This window comes from Arthrobacter sp. HMWF013 (assembly GCF_003061105.1).
GTDB lineage: Bacteria > Actinomycetota > Actinomycetes > Actinomycetales > Micrococcaceae > Arthrobacter.
Map to the genome: position 1 here is coordinate 16721 of NZ_QAIQ01000032.1, position 17305 is coordinate 34025.

Consider the following 17305-nt stretch of genomic DNA (forward strand, 5'->3'; position numbering starts at 1 on the left):
CAGGATTTTCTGCTGGTCTATTATATCCGAGCTCCTGGGGGAACTTATGTTTGGAAAAGCGTCACCTGCTCCTGCCAAAAATCGACTCAGCATGGCAGGAGGTGTGGCGGCTGCCGTTCTTTTCGCATCCGTCGCCCTAAGCGCGCCAGCCGAGGCGCACATTTCGCAATGTTCCAGCAACAGGGCCTGCGCTTGGTTTGACGTCGATTATTCCGGAACCTTTGGTCAATGGTCCGGCCCTACCTCTTATCTAAGTGGCTGGAACGACTTAATTTCGTCTTCTTCCAACCGGAGAACACACGCCGTCGGCTGGTTTACGGACTCTGGTTATAGCGGAAATCCGTGGGTCCAGTATCCCAATGAGTCCGGCTCTTACATTTGGCCTCACTTCGCTGCTGATTCTTTTAGCTCGCTCTGGTTTTACGCCTAAATGGCTAGTCGTTCGATTCTTCTGCGTGTAGCGGCATTTGCACTTCTCACCTGTTTACCCGCCTGTGCCGCCAATGCCCAGCAGGACTATAAGGACGCGAGGGCTAAATTGGACCCTGTATTGGGCCAAATCACTCTCCCTTTAGAGGCGTATGCAATGACCTCGTCCGAGGAACAAGAGGTCGCTCACGCGAACGCGCTTCTCCTTGATGAATGTCTGGCGAAAGGGGGACGCGACTTTCCACGTGCCTCCCAGGATTGGGAATCCATCCCCAACCTTCCGGACCGCAGGTACGGAGTCTGGTCCAATGCAGATGCGAAATCTAATGGATATGAATTTCCTGCACCCCCAGGATCTGCGGAACTGACAGCGCAGGAAGATGCATTGAGCGAAAGTTGGTGGTCAGCCTATCAAGCTTGTCAAAGCGATTTGAATCTGTTCCAGCCTTTACGTCCTAATGGATCAAGTCAGAATTCACCTGTGGACCAAGGAATGCGCGAATCATTCGAAGCCTTGAAGGCAAGTGTTGAGTTCGCATCCGCACTCAAAGAGTGGACGAGTTGCGTCACTTCTAAAGGGCTGACACCAAACCCTGCTGACAACGCGATGGTCCCTGCTTTTCCGCCGGCCGGTGAAGAACAACTGCGGGTCGCCGCAATCGATGTCGAATGCAAGGAGTCCTTGAATAGCGTGCAGCCTCTGGCGGACTTCGAGGCACGGCATCAAATGGCATTCATAGCCCGGCACGAGAGCGAGCTGACCGAGCACCGGGCTCAAGTGGACAAGGTTTTAGCAGAAGCCCGGGAGGTGCTGGCTACCCGTGGAGGGTGAGGCTTTCCCGAGGAGGGACGAACCCAAGTTGCGCAGCTTGGCGCACCCAAAACGTACGTGGACATTCTTGGTTGTCTGCATCATGGTGGGAGCCCTGGCTTACGGCTTAGGGACTCGGGTCCGTTCCGCTGACGCTTCCATTCTTGATGCCCGTGCTCAGACAGTGCCCGTCTACGCAACAGTCGACAGCCGTTCGGTGACCGACGACGTGAGAATACAGGGGGAAGTAGTGGGTAGCGACAGCTATCAGGTACACGCGCAGCTTCCAGAAGGCACGCACCGTGCAGTCGTAACCGACACAGCTGTCGAGCATGGCACCCCTTTGACGAATGGCACGCTCCTAGGGGCCGTGTCTGATCGCCCTATCTTTGTCTTTTCACTGGAAATCCCACTTTTCCGCGACCTCAAGGCGAAGGACAAGGGGTCCGATGTCATAAGTCTCCAGAAGGCTCTTGGTGTTTCAATCACCGGCATAGTGGATTGGCAGACATTAGAAGCTGTGCGAAGCCTGTACGCGAAAGCGGAGATTATTCCGCCTGGCGGGTGGTGGGAGGGAACCTACGTAAGACTTAGTGAGTTTGCCTCCCTGCCACCAACAGATGGAACGCCTGTGGTCCGTACTATTCCCGCGGTAGGGTCATTGCTTGAACCTGATGCTCCATTTGCCGAACTGAGCTTGGGCTCCAGCTTCGTTAGTTTACGAGCAAGCGTGCGTGAGTCTGACCAAATCACTGTCGGTGACGGAGTTTCAGTCCAAGTCCCAGGCGGTGTCATGGAACCTGCTGTGATCGCTGCGGTCGGAGAGTTTCAATCACAGGGCACCGCGGCCGGACGGCCGCCAGGTAAAGATATTCGCATTGAGTTACCGCAAGAGACCAAGCTTGCAGCCGGGCAACTTGTATCGGTGCTTTTTGGTTCCGCAACCGAACCTGTAACGGCGGTACCGACCCTGGCCATCAGGTCAGATGTCGATGGGGAGTACGTTCTGCGTCGCGATGCCAAAGAGGAAAAAGAACGAATTCCCATAGTTGTCCTTCGAAACGCTAACGGATGGACAGCGCTTGAATCGGACGAACTTAGTCTCGGCGACGAAGTACTCGTTTCCCCATGACCGGAACAATCCCTCAACTGTCCTTGCAGCAAGTTAGCCGGAGATATGGCACAGATCGGCAGTGGTTCGCCGTTCGGCAAGCAACGCTGGAAGTCGAACATGGCGAATTTGTCGCAATTATTGGCCCCTCGGGCTCAGGCAAATCAACGCTCCTGAACATCATGGGGCTCCTAGATAACTCATGGGAAGGCTGCTTCGAGGTTGATGGTGTCCAAGTTAATAAACTCAGCAGCCCTGAGCGGGACAGGCTGCGTTCGAGAATGTTTGGCTTCGTCTTTCAATCCTCCTATGCGAATCCCTACGAATCCACCGCGAGGAACGCGGCGCTGGGCTTAGCGATTCGGGGTGAAAGCCTCGACTATCAAGGCGTTGAGGTAAGCCGAGCACTGGAGACGGTCGGGCTGTCCGGCAAGGCCTCAAGTTTGGCCCGCAACCTTTCCGGGGGGGAACGTCAGCGTTTAGCGCTGGCCCGTGCGGTGGCCACCAACCCGCAGGTGATCCTGGCTGACGAGCCCACCGGAAACCTCGATAGCAGCTCCACATCAAAAGTCCTGGAACTCCTAAAAGAGCTGAATCAGCGAGGAACGACTGTCATCGTCATCACGCACGATCCAGCCGTCGCAGAGCACGCTGACCGTGTCATCGAAGTTAGGGATGGCGTAGTTACGGAGCCAGTTAAAGGACGTCAAGTACAAGTGCGCCAAGCGCCAATCGACGGCCCCATTCAGGAACGCATCCCCGCAAGGCAAGATCAAGGCATCCTCATTAGGACTACCAGACGCTGGCAGGAGCGAATTTTACGCGCAATCAACAACGTGTCCTCACGCCCCCTCCGGTCAGCTACCTTGGTGGCAGCGTTCACGATAGCTATCGCTGGAATGATCACCGCCTCCGGCATAGGGGCGAGTGCATCTCAACAAATATCGGACAGACTTGCGTCGGCCGCCCTTGATGAAGTGCGCGTAGAAGTGCTGTCTGGCACAAGCCGTGAGGAGCGGCTGAATCGTGCTCAGACCATCAAGGGCCTGGCCCACGTAACGAACGTTGGTGAAATTGCCTCAATCGACGCCTCGCAGGCGAGGACATCACGTTTGGCACAGTTTCAAAGTGTTGATGGAAAAGCGTTTCCCGGAAGCACGGTTGCTGTCGACGAAGCAGCACTTTCCCTCTTTGAGGTTGAAACTTTCCCCCCACAAGCAGCGAAACTCTTCGGTTCAGAAGACGCAGGCAAGGTTGCACTGGTCGGAGAAGCCGTGTCTGAAAGGCTTGGCGTTCAGTGGGGCGGTTTCGGAGCAGAGGTGTGGGTGTCCGGTACGCCATACTCGGTCATAGGCACAATTTCTAGTGCACCCAGGGCCCAAAACCTCGCCACGAGCGTCGTCATACCCATCTCAGCCATCTCAAATCCAGCTTCACAACTCGTCGTACGCACAGACATCGGATTTTCGGCGGGTGTGGCCGAGGCCATTCCCCTGGCCTTGTCTCCTGCCGCGCCAGCGGAAGTAGCGGTGTCCACCACAGGAGACCTTCGAAACCTCAGAATTGGCGTCTCCCAAGACTTGGATGGTTTGCTGAACTCCATCTCTATCGCACTACTCGGGTTGGCCGTACTAAGCGCATCATCCGCTATGTTTTTGTCCGTTCAAACGCGGATTCAGGAGCTCGCACTGAGTCGTGCCCTCGGCCTTAGCCAGTCAGGCGTCGCAGCTATCTTTATCTGGGAAGGAATAATCGTCGGTTTCGCAGGATCCATCGCAGGTCTTTCTGTTGGCCTGGTGGCATCAGTTGGCGTATCTGCAGCGCAAGGATGGACCGCGGTGATGCCGTGGTCCGCCGTGGCTCTAGCGCCACTCGTGGGCGTAGTTAGTGGTGCTGTGTCGGCGTTTCTCCCGGCGGTAAGGGCGGCACGGATTGATCCTGCGGAAGCAATTCGCTAAGAGTTCCAATTCAGCTAGGCTCTCGACATGCAACAGCAGCGTGCAAGGCACACCGGATGCTCGATTCTCCCGCGGCCAGCGCCGAATGTCACAACTATCTGTACAAAACTACTCACGCGAAGGTGATTGGCATGCAACCTGATCTTGGCCAGCACGAAGCGAACCAACACGCGGATCGTGCACGGGAACTCCTTTCGGCCGCTGAGAATGAGCTGGCGGAACGACCCTCGGAAACTGAGCTCAAGGTCGCATTCGCGCAGGCTCATGCCACGCTCGCCCTCGCTTTAGAAACACGCGCTGCGGCCTACGACACCCGCACAGCCGCTTACGTCTCATACCTGGCAGCACTATCGACTGGAGGTCACGAGAGCAAACAGCATGCCGTAATCGTGGAGAAACTTGTCCGGCGCCGGTTGGGTTTCGAACGGTCGTGAGCATCCTTCGGGAAACATTTCCTTGGTTTCGCGCAGAGAGCGGTAATGGATCATTTAGTTCGAGGTACACGCAAAGCTGACACGCAGCTCCTTGCACGGTCGTCCTCGGAACAACCGGAATTGATCTACGTTTGAACGAGAAGTCGGGTCCGGCCGCCCACAGCCGGGGACAATTCTCATAGGTAATGCACCGCTGCTGCTACCAGGGAGCTACCCCGACGACTCCTACTTCCAGCCGTGGATAACCTGAATTGACCCAGCCACGGATGGATCATAGTCACCACCAGTTCCGGCTGCGTGATCACCAAGCACGGGTCTGCCCGGCCGCGGCTACAGGTTGACGGAACATACGTTATCGCCAGTTGAGTGGGACGAGTTGAAACAGATGAGACGACCCCTCTCAAGGGTGGTGTTTGCGCGCATTTCCCTAGCGTAGGAACCTAGACGTACGAGGTCCCATGAAGCCGCCTCGGCATCATGGGACCTCGTATCCTGCCCTACTAATGAACGTTCTTTTTCCTCAGAAATTGTAGGGGGACGGGTTCGTGCCAGCTTCAGATCTCCCAAGAAGTAGTAGCGCGGAAAGACCTATGAACCCGATGCATCCAGAGACGATAGCTCCGGATGAGAATGGACCCCAGGCTACAAGGGAGAAGCCGTATGAGAGCCCGATTCCTATTGGAAGTAACAGCTGATGCCTTGGACGAGTCTCTTCGCCTGCTAGTCCAAGCCATGGTGCCAAGGCAACAATCCAACCTAGCGGGTAGGGGACAAAAATCATGGTGGCGAAAAACAGGATTGCAACTGCCGCTGCAAGAAGTATGCGACGAACAACTTCCTTCCAAGGGCGCAGCCTTGTACTCGGAAGGAGAACTGCCGTCAGGACTGGGATGAGAAGCATCGAAACATAGATGTATGTGGTCAAACCTCCTGTTAGTCCCACTACCGATGCGGCCGTGACAAGTGCTCCGCCGATGGCTGCCCTTCGGATACCCGGCCTAAATCCAAGTATGAGCAAAAGCGCGGGTAAGGCCGCTGATGCGGCTACGACAGTGGAAACCAAGCCACCGGTTATGCCTGCAGCCAGGAGATTCTGCAGTGCGTTGAATAGAAGGGCCTGCGCCGCAGCAGCAGCGTAAATCCACGGCTGCAGCCAAGTCTTACTTCTGGTTTCGCTATTCATTGCTTCCTTGCCATGTAGCGAACTCATATCTTGATGTTGAAATTCACTTTGCAAAATCCAGCAAGGCCGGGGCCGAAATCGCATGCTCTGTTATGCGTCATGATGGGAATATACTCTCCCGGGACCCATCCTCCCCAAAGCTCATGAGATGGGGCGCCGTCGTGGAAGCCCGTAACGCTAAACCCGTTGGGCCAGTACAGGACATCCATGGTGTAGGTGATACCAGGTGTGGGCGTCAGGCCCCACATTGCTCCGTGAGGCCGGATTGGGATGGCGGAGTCATGTTCGATTCGTGCAACACGATAAGAGCCGTAGGCTCGCTTGTCCATGATCCTGATGCCATCCGTGGACTCTTGGGCTTGCTTTACGTAAGAGCAGTTATTAAAGCTATGAAGCGTGCAGTGGTACTCCTTCGTAATTCCCGTGGCTTTACCAAAGTGCATGGACTGGATTGAGTAACGCGAGTCAAAGTAGAACGTCATGTCAGCACGTGTTCTGAACGAGTCATGCCAAGCCCCGAACCCCCGATTATCTCCGCCGAAGGTTTGCGTGTCGTACCAAGCCGGGCGCACGTAGCGGTCAGCGATAAACGTCTGATAGCGAAAGGTCCAGGCGCTGGTTCCAAATGATTCTGTGGAGATGCCACCTGAAGCCGAGTGTGCCTTTAGCGCCATCAAGCTCTTCTCCGCCATTGTAGGGGTTGGTGCACCCGGACTTGTGGCGGATTCAGACTGAATCGTAGCCGTAGTGGATACGGCAGGGATTCGCAAGGCAGTGAAATCAACTTGAGGCTCTCGAATTGAAGTTGTAGGTGTGGTCACTGAGCAAAAGTTGCCTGTGTTCGTGCCGTATTGAGAAACCTCATAGATAACTTCTTTTCCTGATGGACGAGATGCGTCGGTGAAACTTGTTGCACATGTGCCCCCGAGTTGGGTGGTACCAGCTATGGCAAGTTGCCCCTGAGCGTCCCGGACCATTTCATGGCGGGTCACGTGACGCGCCCTGGGGCCAGCGCTTCCCTCGGACCATTCAAGTTTCGTGACGCTGCCATCAGATGTGGCTGCGACTTTTGTCTTCCTATCCGGTTCGTCCGGGTTGATTGCCACCCGCACGTCGCGCTCCGCCAAGATGGCGCCGGCGGAATCGAGCGCGGAGGCTTTGAACGTGGTTCCATCAGAAGGAACAGGAAAGCGTGGTGAAGTCCCGCTGTATACGGTGGAGCCCGCTAAGTCCACTAACTTGTACCGTGCAGCATTAGGTTGCGCTGAAAGTTCGACCCACCCGCTGCCGTCGGGACTGGTGGTCGTTTCTGTTACATGGAATGCGCCAGCCGCTGCTCGCGGGGTGCGCACTGCTACCTGCAGATGGTTCAGATACGTGTCGGAGATGACGGACGGAGGACCAACTACTACTGCCGACCGCAGTTCCGGTCCCCAGGATGAGGCTTCCTCTTTGATTGGTCCCGATAGAGAGTTCGAATCGGGGGTGAGCCGGGGAACCGTACCCTCCATCGCAGCGCCGAAGGAAGAGACGAGTAGCTGAGTGGATCCCAATTGGGAACCCACTACGAGCGTGCGGTCGTCTAGGTTCCTCCCACGCAAGCTCCGCACCACCGTTTCGTTTCTAGAAGCGGCAGAGTCTCCGCTGACAGGGCTAACAGGTATTCCAAGGACCTCAATGTCCGCTACCGTCTGGGTTGCCGAACTAGTTGTGCCGATGAAGTGGGCCCTCTTTGGCTTCAGTCGCGCCAGTTCTCCCTTTTCCCAGTCGGTCAGCGCATTCCCAACGGTGAAGAGAGGTACTTTTTGGAAGCTTGATGCCGCTGACGCCGTAGCTAAGTCTGACGGGTCTAGAGCGTCTGTTATGTAGACTTCCTCGACAGTGCTTGGGAACAGTGAAGCAACTGGGCTGTCCATCTCGTCGGGTCCGGGACCGGAGGTCCAGGTCTGCGAGGTGACAACAGCATTTATCGCCTGCCGCAGCAACGTGCGCGGGTTGAATCCAGGCCCAACCAAGATGGCGTTCGTCGCTGCAAGCCTCCTGAGTTCGTCTTGCACGTTTGCCGGATTATCTGCAGAAGCAAGCAGTAACGGAATGCCTTTCGAGCGTGCAAGCGGCCCAGCAGCAGCGATAGCGTAGTTGTCCGTGGCTTCTACGATCACTGCTTCCGCTGAACCACTGGCCCAGTGCTTCTTGCTTATAGCTACAGAATGCGCACTTGGATCTACGAGAGTATTTCGTTGTACTTGCAAATTGCTTACTGTTTGCTGAAGCGTGGATGCTTGTGCCGGCCGAGCTTCGGTGCTGAAGGCTGATGCAATGGTGAACGCCCCTGCCGCAAGGGCAATACAACTTGCTTGCGCGCATGCTTTTCTAACTAGCAACTTCCCCCCAATTTAGTGTTATCAACGACGTCATCGTAATCCTGGGATAACGAAACTGGTTGCAAGGAAACACCGAGAAAAACTGAGTTTCCGCAGGTGAGGACCCTGTGTTCTCGCCCTGGGTCGATGTACACGGTCTGGTGGACGAGCTTTGATTCGTCGATGCTCCCCCAGTGCATTCGAGGGTTTACGCTGCCGGTACGGTGACTACACCGGGGTCAGCTTGAGGCACACCCCAGCCTGACGTCAGGAAGCCCCATAAAAACAGTCAGGATAGGGTCTGAATCGTGTTCCCTAATTGCTCTCTGATGGACAGCTTAGGTTCCAACCTGACACCTGGCCGCATGACGTCCCCGCAGGTATTTTGGCCTAAGCGGTACCGCCCCCAAATCACACTTTGAAGTACTTCGCCTCCGGGTGGTGGAAAACCAATGCGTCGGTGGACTGTTCGGGGTGCAGCATCAGCTCGTCGCTGAGGATCACGCCCATCCGTTCTGGCTTCAGCAGCTCCGCCACCTTGCGGCGGTCCTCCATGTCGGGACACGTCGGGTACCCGAGCGAGAACCGCGCACCGCGGTAGTCGAGCTTGAACCCGCCGGCTTTGTCCTTCGGCTCTCAGGCAAACGAAAGATCCCCATATCGGCGTTTTCCATCACTTACGGACGTGGCCTCGGAAGGGGGTCTTTTTTGTGCAGATCCGCTGTTTGCGTTGGGTGAGGTTCCCGCCCTTGGTGATCTGGCGGCTGAATGCCGGCGGTCAACCACCGCAGCCCAGCCCGACCCCACGACAGCCGGCACCCGCTGATGGGTGCCGGCTGTCGTCGGGTCCGCCTAGGGATGCCGGGCCGTGGGGCTACGAGGGTGCGGTGCGGCTCAGGCCGGATCCGCGGGGCACGCCACCTCGGGCTGGGGATCCGAGAGGGTCTTCGGGACCGTGTCCTCGAACTGCGGGAGGCGGTTCAGGTAATCCACCACCGAATCCGTGGACTCCACGTCACCGAACTTGTTGTCGATGTCGTAGAGGTTCCACTGCACGACGCCCGGGACGCGGTCGCCGATGGTCTCCCGGGGAATGATCGGGCGGAAGCCCTTCGCGATGGCGTCCTCGACGGTGTGGCGCACGCACCCGGCGGCTGTCGCACCGGTCACGATCAGGGTGTCGATGCGGTTGGAGGTCAGGAAGAGTTCGAGGTTCGTCCCCGGGAACGCCGAGGCGCGATTCTTCTCGATCACGACCTCGCCGTCCGCGGGCGCAATGCGGCTGTCGATCTGCGCCCAGTAGGAATCCGCCGGAAGGGTCTCGGTGGGGATCTTCGAGTACCACAGACCCATGTCGTTCGTCCCGGAGGTGGCGTCGCGGTTGCGATACACGTTCGTGGTGTAGAAGACCGGGACGCCCTTGGCGCGGGCGGCCTCGTTGATCCGCTGGACGTTCGGGATGATGGTCTCCATGCCCGGGCAGCTGAACGGGTGGCCCGGACGGGTCCAGGCGTTCGCGAGGTCGATGTGGATGACGGCGGGGCGGTTGCCGAAGCCGATCCGACGCTTGAAACCGCGCTCGTTGTAGATGCTGGTTCCGGCTTCGAACGCCTCCTCCAGCACTGCTGCAAGACGGGCCTCGATGTCGTTGAAGGTCTCTATCTCTGTTGTCATGGTTTCTCTCCACTCTCTCGGCTTTGTTTGTTTCTACGGTAGCAACGATGTTGCTGTAGTGGATACTGTAGCTCACGAATCGACACAGCACCAGAGGTACCCAGAGTCTGCATCTCCACCGGACAAACTTCTCGAGAGGGCGGTGACAATGTCCGCCCGTTTTCTCTCTTAAGGGAAGCCTGCCGAGGCTTGGATGTAGCTTGGGCGGAACACGTTGAAGGCCCGCCAGGGCGGACCTTCTGTTCGTTAATCCCGCGTCCGCAAGATGGAACTGACACCCCCAGTGAGGCGGGTACAGATTGCGGCATATGATGGCCCCAACGAGTGGCGGCATAGTCACGCAGCGCGAAAGGATGAAGGTGGCAGGCAGGCCGAGGCAGGACAACGGGCAGGTCCAAGGAGCTGCGGCGTCACTGTTGAACGGTCTTGCCGTATTGGAAGCCTTTTCCGTTCAAAGCCCGGTTCTTGGTGTGACGGAAGTTGCTCAGCGCGTCGGCCTCCACAAGAGCACGGTCTCACGCATTCTTAGCGGTCTAACAGAAGCCGGGTATGTCCAGCGGGATGAGGAGACGGGACGGTATCGGCTCGGGCTGGGCCTCCTCGCGTTGTCCGCCCCCTTGCTGGCGGATCTGGATGTCCGCCGTGCTGCGGTTCCGTATTTGGAGAAGTTAACCGAAACCACCCAAGAGACCAGCGCTATCTCGGTCTGGAACGGTCATGAGGCCATCGTCGTGGAGCAGGTCGCCAGCCCGAATCAGGTCAAACACACTGCCACCATCGGAACCCGGTACAACAAATTCGAGAGCTCTTCGGTGCGGGTCTTCCTGGCGGAGCTGGCGCCGGCTCGCGCGACCGAACTGCTCGGATCCGGGCAGATCCTACGTACCGCAGAAGATGGTTTGCCGTTGGACCACACCGCCCACCTGCAGGAAGTCGCCCGTCAGGCATACGCAGTTAATGACGGTTCGACGACGGAGGAGGAGTTTGGGGTCTCCGCTCCGGTTCGGGATTACCGGGGCAAGGTTGTTGGTTGCATCACTGCATCCGCTCCCCGTTCCCGCGTGCACAAGCACGCAACCAGGGACGCTCTGGTTCACGCCGTACAACAGGCTGCCTCGGACGTATCCACCCGCTTGGGCTGGTCGGCCTCCCTTCCGGGGTGATTCATCCACGCGGCCAGCCGAACGTCAGCAAGATCGTGTATTAGACCGCGTTCAGACAGAGACGGGTGACTCTGATCCAGGTTCTGTCGGTCCCTGCTCAGATCAGCCAACGGCGCCGTCAGCGGCCTGGCTCGGTTCCCCCCGGCAGGCTGCCCAACCGTGAAGACACCCGCGCCGCGGCCTCCATCACGGCTTCGCGCAGGATCGACTGACTCTGCATGTGCTGCACTCGGGATCGGGGCGCGCTGGCTGTGATGCAGCCGACGACTTCGCCCCGGTAGTCCCGCACAGGAGCGGATACGCCGTATTCCTCGTAAGTGGTCTCGCCATCGTTAACGGCGAAGCCGTCGTCACGTACGCCGACGAGCTGTTCGTGGGCCGGGTCTTCGAGACCGAGGTAGCCCTCCAGCAGGACCGCCCGGTCGGCAAGCAGACGGTCCGTCTCCTCGGACGGCAGTTCGGCGAGGAACACACGGACAGAGGAACTGGCGAACTTGTTGTAACGCGTGCCGATCGCCGCGGTGTGCTTGACCTGGTGAAGGCTGGCCGTCTGTTCCACAACAATCGCGTTGGTGCCGTTCCAGACGGCGATCGCAGCCGTCTCGCCGGTGGCCTGCGTGAGTTCTTCGAGGTGGGGCAGGGCGGCACGGCGGACGCTTAGCTCGGCCAGCAGTGGTCCGGCCAGGCCGATCATCCCCAGCCCGAGGCGGTATCGCCCGGTTTCCTCGTCGCGCTGCACATAGCCGGCTTCGTCCAGGCCGCTAAGCATCCGGGAGACCGTGCTCTTGTGCAAGCCAACGAGCTCGGAGATCTCCGTGACGCCCAGGAGGGAACGCTTGGCGACGGAGAAGGCTTCGAGCACGGTAAGCCCGTTGAGCAGCGATGCCGCCGCCCCTTGCGGTTTGTCAGTAGTTGTTTGTGGGTCAAGCATGGGTTCTCCCTCTCCAGGCGCTACGCGCAGTCACCGTAGCAGCCATCGTACGGTGTGCCCATCCAAGCTCGCGTCGGAGGACAGGTCATACCTGGCCCGGCATCCGCAAGCCGCTCTCCAACACCTAGGGAGGCCCACGTCCCCTGACACAAAAGGGGAGGTCCCAAGAAATGAACGTCAAAAGCATTGCGTGTTGTTGATAAAGGAACTAAATTGCTTTCTAAGCAACGATGTGAGCTACGGCACATCGGATTGCGGGACCGGAACCCCCGGCCCAGTGGACTAGCTCCAATCCCGAGTGAGAGCGGGCCAGGCAAAGAGGCCCCCCGCTTTTCCCTTCAACCCAGTCCTGAACCAAACTTTCGAAAGGACCCCCTTATGAAGCGCATCGGAGTAGACGTCGGCGGTACATTCACCGACCTGTATTTTTCGGACGATGATCAGCGCATCGCCGTTGTGGAGAAAGTTCCCTCCACCCCGCACGACCCATCTGAGGCCGTGATCAACGGCATCATAAAGCTCTGTGCGAAGGCCGGGGTGTCGCTTTCGGAGATCGACCAGCTGGTGCATGGAACCACGGTTGCCACGAACACCGCATTGACGCACACCGGGGCGGAGGTCGGGATGATCACCACCGAGGGTTTCCGGGACATCCTGCACATCGCCCGGCACAAGAAGCCGTACAACTTCTCCCTCCAGCAGGATCTGCCCTGGCAGACCAAGCCCCTGATCAAGCGCCGCCATAGGCTCACCGTCAAGGAGCGCATCACCGCGCCGAACGGCGACGTCCTGGTTCCGCTGGACGAGGACGAGGTCCGTGAGCGCGTACGCGAGCTGAAGGCGGCCGGCGTCGAGGCCATCGCCGTCTGCCTACTGCACTCCTACTTGAATGCCGCCCACGAGCAGCGGATCGGGGAAATCGTCGCGGAGGAGTTCCCCGAGGCCTATCTGTCCCTGTCCAGCGAGATCGTGCCCCTGTACCGGGAGTACGAACGGTTCTCCACCACCGCGCTCAATGCCTATGTCGGGCCCCGGGTCTCGCGTTACCTCTACCGCCTGCAGGAGCAGGCCGAAGGATTGGGTTACAAGCGGGAGATCCTGCTGATGCAGTCCTCAGGCGGCATGGTCCCGATCAAGGAGGCCGCCAAGCGGCCCGTCACACTGATGATGTCCGGACCGGTCGGCGGCCTGATCGGCGGCATGTGGGCCGGTCGCCAGTCCGGCTTCGAGAACGTGGTCACCCTGGACATTGGGGGGACCTCAGCGGACATCGGTGTGGCCTACCAGGGTGAACTGCGCATGCGCCACCTGCTGGACACCAAGATCGGCGACCACCAGGCAATGGTCCCGATGGTGGACATCGACACCATCGGCGCAGGCGGCGGCTCCATCGCCTATGTCGACGCCGGCGGGGTCTTCCGCGTCGGTCCGCAGTCTGCCGGCGCCGTTCCTGGCCCGGTCTGCTACGGCCGCGGCGGTACGGAACCGACATCAACTGACGCCCAGATGCTGCTGGGGCGCATGCGCCCTGACCGCGTCCTGGCAGGCTCAGGCATGGATCTGGATCTCGATGGCGCCCGAAAGGCCATGGAAGGCCTCGCCGAAAAACTCAACATGTCAGTGGACCAGGCCGCCCTCGGCGCCCTGCAGATCCAGAAGTTCGGCATGACCCAGGCAATCGAACAGAACTCCGTCCGCCGAGGCTACGACCCACGTGACTTCACCCTCGTCGCGGCAGGCGGCGCCGGCGCACTCTTCGCCTGCGAGATCGCCGCGGAGCTGGAGGTCCCGAAGGTACTGATCCCGGCCCACCCCGGCATCATGGCCGCCACCGGCCTGCTGGCCACAGACGAGAAGTACGAGTTCGTCGCCACCAGACGGTTCACGTTCGCCAGCGCGGACCCCGCCGCCATCCAGGGTTCGTATGAACAGCTGGAGCGCGAGGCCAACGCCCAACTCGATGCCGAGGAGGTGCCAGCCGGACGCCGCAAACTCGAATGGCTCGCGGACGCGCGCTACGAGGGCCAGGGATACGAGATCCGCTTCACTGCCCCCGAGGGGCCGGTTAACCAGGCCTGGCTGGAAAAGGCCGAGGCAGCCTTCCACGACGCCCACTTCGAGGAGTACGGCCACCGCTTCAAGAACGGCACCGTGGAAGTCATCAACATCCGCGTGGAGGCCAGCGCCCTGATGGATGACCTGCCCACGCCGGAAGCGATCAAGTCCGGTTCCCTTGACGACGCCCTGGTGGAAACCCGCCCGGTGACCTTTGAACAGGATGGCAGGCCGGTCACCCTGGACACGGGCTTCTATGACCGCGACAGGATGGGCGTGGGAATCACCTTCACCGGCCCCGCCATCATCGAGCAGTACGACTCCACCACAGTTATTCCTCCGGGATTCTCCGGAGCGGTGGATGCGGCCGGCAACCTCGTCATCGACTGCCCGGCGGCCACCCAGAGCGCCGAGAAACTGGCCACGCCGATCCTGATGCGCGTGATCGGCGGTGCCCTGAACTCCGCGGCCAAGGAAATGGCGTCGGTGCTGTTCCGCATGGCGTACTCATCGATCATCCGCGAGTCCGAGGACCTCGGTGCAGGGCTGTTCGACAAGGACGGCAACGTGCTGGCCGAGTCCGACTCCACGCCAATGTTCATGGGCTCGATGCCCAAGATCGTCAAGGGTGTGATCTCGGTCCTCGGCGATGACATCCACGACGGTGACATCATCCTGCACAACGATCCCTACCTCGGCGCCACGCACTCCCCCGACGTTGCGATCATCGAACCGATCTTCCATGACGGGGAACTGGTCGGCTTCGCCGGCGCCTCGGGCCAGCTGATCGACAACGGCGGTGCGTACTCCGGGCTGATGGTGGACATCCAGGACATCCAGTCCGAAGGCACCATCTTCCGAGCGGTGAAGATTTCCGAGAAGGGCGTCCGCCAGGAATCGCTGATCCGGCACATCCTCAACAACACCCGGACACCCACCTCCAACGAAGGCGACTTCCAGGCGATGATCGCCGCCTGCGAGCTGGCCAAGTCCCGGTACATTGCCCTCATCGAGCGGTACGGATTCGGCGCGGTCCGCGAGGCCGGCCAGAGCTGGATCGACTACTCGGAGCGGATGCTGCGCCAGGAGATCGCCAAGATCCCCGACGGCGTCTACGAGACCGAGGTCGGCTACTTGGACGACGACGGCCGCAACTACGGCAAGAAGCTGCCGATCGTCGTGAAGGTGATCATCGAGGGTGATGAGATTACGTACGATCTCACCGGATCCTCCGAACAGGTTCCCACCGCTTATAACTGCGCTTTTGAGGGGACCACGGTCTCGGCGTTCACGTTCATCACCCGGATGATATTCCTGGACGAGGTTGCCTTCCCGGTGTTTGTGCCCCAGAACGAGGGCATGCTCAAGCCGCTGAAGGTCATCGCCCCGGAGGGCACCATCTTCAACCCGACGTACCCGGCCGCGACCTTCTCGCGGTTCTCCCAGGTACAGCGGGCCGTCGACTTGGCCCTGCGGGCCCTCGCCCCGGTCATCCCGGAGCGCGTCACCGCCGGCAACTCCGCCCACATCCACTTCATCTCCTACTCAGGATGGGACGAGAAACAGGGCGAGTACTGGGTCTACCTCGAGGTCAACGAGGGCTCCTACGGCGCCCGCGCCACCAGCGACGGGCCGGACTCCGTGGACAACCTCATCGCCAACACGCGCAACAACCCGATCGAGGAGCTCGAGTGGCGGTTCCCCATGCGCACCGACCGCTACGAACTGCGTTCCGAGCCGGCGGCCGCCGGTGAATTCCGCGGCGGCATCGGCATCGTCCGGGAGAACACCTTCCTGACGGACACCGCGATCACCTGTGAGGGTGAACGCCATGAGTCGGACGTGCCGTGGGGAGCCTTCGGCGGCCATGACGGCCTCAACGGCTCGCTCGTGAAGAACGTCGGCCGGGCGGGCGAGGAGTCCTGGCCGTCCAAGGTCACCGGACGTCAGCTGCTGGCCGGCGACTCCCTGCAGATCACCGTGCCCAGCGGTGGTGGCTTCGGTGACCCGCAGAAGCGGGACCCGCTGAAGGTCCTCGAGGACGTGCTGGACGGCTTTACGACCGCCGAGGCGGCCGCCCGTGACTACGGTGTGGTCCTCAAGGAGGTCAACGGCCAACTCACGGTCGATCTGCGGTCAACCGCCGAACGCCGCGGGGTTTTGGTCGCCGAGCTCAGTTCCGCAACCTAAGCCAGTAGCCGCAGTAAAAGGGGCGGCCTGGAGCCAGTTTTGACGCTGGCCTCCGGGCCGCCCCCTTCGTTCCGTACTGATCACATCCCCACCCATCCCCGTGAATTAGGAACAGTTATGACCACTGCCCAAACCTTTCAATTTGTCGAGTCTGATGTCACGCCCAAGGACGTCCGGCTTGCCACCTGGATTTGCTTCTTCGCCTGGACCTTCGCTGTCTATGACTTCGTCCTGTTCGGCAATCTCCTGCCGATGCTGGCCTCGGACCTCGGCTGGAGCCCGGCCCAGTCCACGGGGATCAATACCTGGGTGACCGCAGGAACTGCACTCGTGGCCTTCGGGATCGGCCCGATCGTCGACCGGATCGGCCGCCGCAAGGGCATCCTGATCGCCGTCGTCGGTGCCGCCGTCGCCTCACTGCTGACGGCCACTGTCGGCTGGGTGGTGGGCCTCGCTGCCGGCCTTGGACTGGTCTTCCTGGTCCTCGTGCGTTCACTGGCCGGCCTCGGCTACGCCGAACAGTCCATCAACGCGGCGTACCTCAACGAGATGTTCGCCCACAACAGCGATCCCGCCAAGGCCCGCCGCCGCGGTCTTATCTACTCACTCGTCCAGTCCGGCTGGCCAGTCGGCTCCGTCCTGGCAGCCGGGTCCGTCTACCTGCTGTTCCCCATCGGCGGGTGGGCGCTCTGCTTCGCCGTGGCCGCCCTCCCCGCCGTCTTCATCGTCCTCGCCGGACGCTGGCTCAAAGAGAGCCCCCAGTTCGCCCACCGTCACCAGATCGACAAGATGATCAAGGACGGCCGGATCGAAGAGGCCCAGGAGCTCGGGGCAAAATACGGAATCGACGTCTCGGAGAAGGCCAGCCCACTCGTCTCGGTCTTCCGCGGGGAGTCGCTGCGGTCAACCCTGACGATCGGCGGAGCCTTCCTCCTGAACTGGCTCGGCGTCCTTGCGTTCGCGATCCTCGGTACGTCGCTGCTCACGGCACCGGACGGCAAAA

The 17305-nt window shown here is 59.9% G+C and carries 12 protein-coding genes and 1 pseudogene; 8 read left to right on the forward strand and 5 right to left on the reverse strand.

Features of this window, described 5'->3' with window-relative positions; genetic code table 11:
* Nucleotides 1–91: 91 nt before the first annotated feature.
* The 5 genes from DBR22_RS25195 (at nt 92) to DBR22_RS01580 (ending at nt 4743) form a co-directional block, all read left to right on the forward strand.
* Complete coding sequence (locus tag DBR22_RS25195; RefSeq protein ID WP_375134862.1) at nt 92–430, forward strand: peptidase inhibitor family I36 protein; 339 nt, start codon at nt 92–94, stop codon at nt 428–430.
* Nucleotides 431–586: 156 nt separating this feature from the next.
* Nucleotides 587–1261 carry a hypothetical protein gene (locus DBR22_RS23515; protein ID WP_146187331.1) on the forward strand — a complete coding sequence of 225 codons (675 nt, stop codon included), beginning with the start codon at nt 587–589 and terminating at the stop codon, nt 1259–1261.
* A 196-nt stretch (nt 1262–1457) separates the two neighbouring features.
* The gene (locus tag DBR22_RS23520) at nt 1458–2372 is read left to right on the forward strand and encodes a hypothetical protein (RefSeq protein WP_181364979.1); all 915 of its coding nucleotides are present in this window, start codon (nt 1458–1460) and stop codon (nt 2370–2372) included.
* Nucleotides 2369–4309, forward strand: a complete 1941-nt coding sequence (locus tag DBR22_RS01575) for an ABC transporter ATP-binding protein/permease (RefSeq protein WP_108597480.1) — start codon at nt 2369–2371, stop codon at nt 4307–4309. Before DBR22_RS23520 ends, DBR22_RS01575 begins: the two co-directional genes overlap by 4 nt.
* 56 nt (nt 4310–4365) lie before the next feature.
* Complete coding sequence (locus DBR22_RS01580) at nt 4366–4743, forward strand: hypothetical protein (RefSeq protein WP_108597481.1); 378 nt, start codon at nt 4366–4368, stop codon at nt 4741–4743.
* A gap of 520 nt (nt 4744–5263) precedes the next feature.
* On the opposite strand, the gene DBR22_RS23525 is transcribed toward DBR22_RS01580, so the two are convergent.
* The 4 genes and pseudogenes from DBR22_RS23525 to DBR22_RS01595 form a co-directional block, all read right to left on the reverse strand.
* On the reverse strand, nt 5264–5926 hold the full coding sequence (locus DBR22_RS23525) for a hypothetical protein (RefSeq protein WP_146187333.1): 663 nt from the start codon (nt 5924–5926) through the stop codon (nt 5264–5266).
* 23 nt (nt 5927–5949) lie between these two features.
* Nucleotides 5950–8088, reverse strand: a complete 2139-nt coding sequence (locus tag DBR22_RS23530) for a hypothetical protein (RefSeq protein WP_146187334.1) — start codon at nt 8086–8088, stop codon at nt 5950–5952.
* 612 nt (nt 8089–8700) lie between these two features.
* A pseudogene (locus DBR22_RS01590) lies at nt 8701–8925 on the reverse strand (vitamin B12 dependent-methionine synthase activation domain-containing protein); the annotation flags it as partial.
* Nucleotides 8926–9183: 258 nt separating this feature from the next.
* Nucleotides 9184–9963 (reverse strand): N-carbamoylsarcosine amidohydrolase, encoded by a 780-nt coding sequence (locus tag DBR22_RS01595; RefSeq protein ID WP_108597483.1) that lies wholly within the window; start codon nt 9961–9963, stop codon nt 9184–9186.
* Nucleotides 9964–10379: 416 nt separating this feature from the next.
* Here DBR22_RS01595 and DBR22_RS01600 point away from each other — a divergent pair, with 416 nt between their 5' ends.
* Complete coding sequence (locus DBR22_RS01600) at nt 10380–11126, forward strand: IclR family transcriptional regulator (protein ID WP_258229007.1); 747 nt, start codon at nt 10380–10382, stop codon at nt 11124–11126.
* A gap of 118 nt (nt 11127–11244) precedes the next feature.
* Here the strand turns inward: DBR22_RS01600 and DBR22_RS01605 are convergent, their stop codons facing one another.
* Complete coding sequence (locus DBR22_RS01605; protein ID WP_108597484.1) at nt 11245–12057, reverse strand: IclR family transcriptional regulator; 813 nt, start codon at nt 12055–12057, stop codon at nt 11245–11247.
* A 378-nt stretch (nt 12058–12435) separates the two neighbouring features.
* Here DBR22_RS01605 and DBR22_RS01610 point away from each other — a divergent pair, with 378 nt between their 5' ends.
* Nucleotides 12436–16302: a hydantoinase B/oxoprolinase family protein gene (locus DBR22_RS01610; RefSeq protein WP_108597485.1), complete on the forward strand. Its 3867-nt coding sequence runs from the start codon at nt 12436–12438 to the stop codon at nt 16300–16302.
* A gap of 117 nt (nt 16303–16419) precedes the next feature.
* Nucleotides 16420–17305: MFS transporter (locus tag DBR22_RS01615; protein ID WP_146187335.1), on the forward strand; the 886-nt coding region annotated here is incomplete at its 3' end.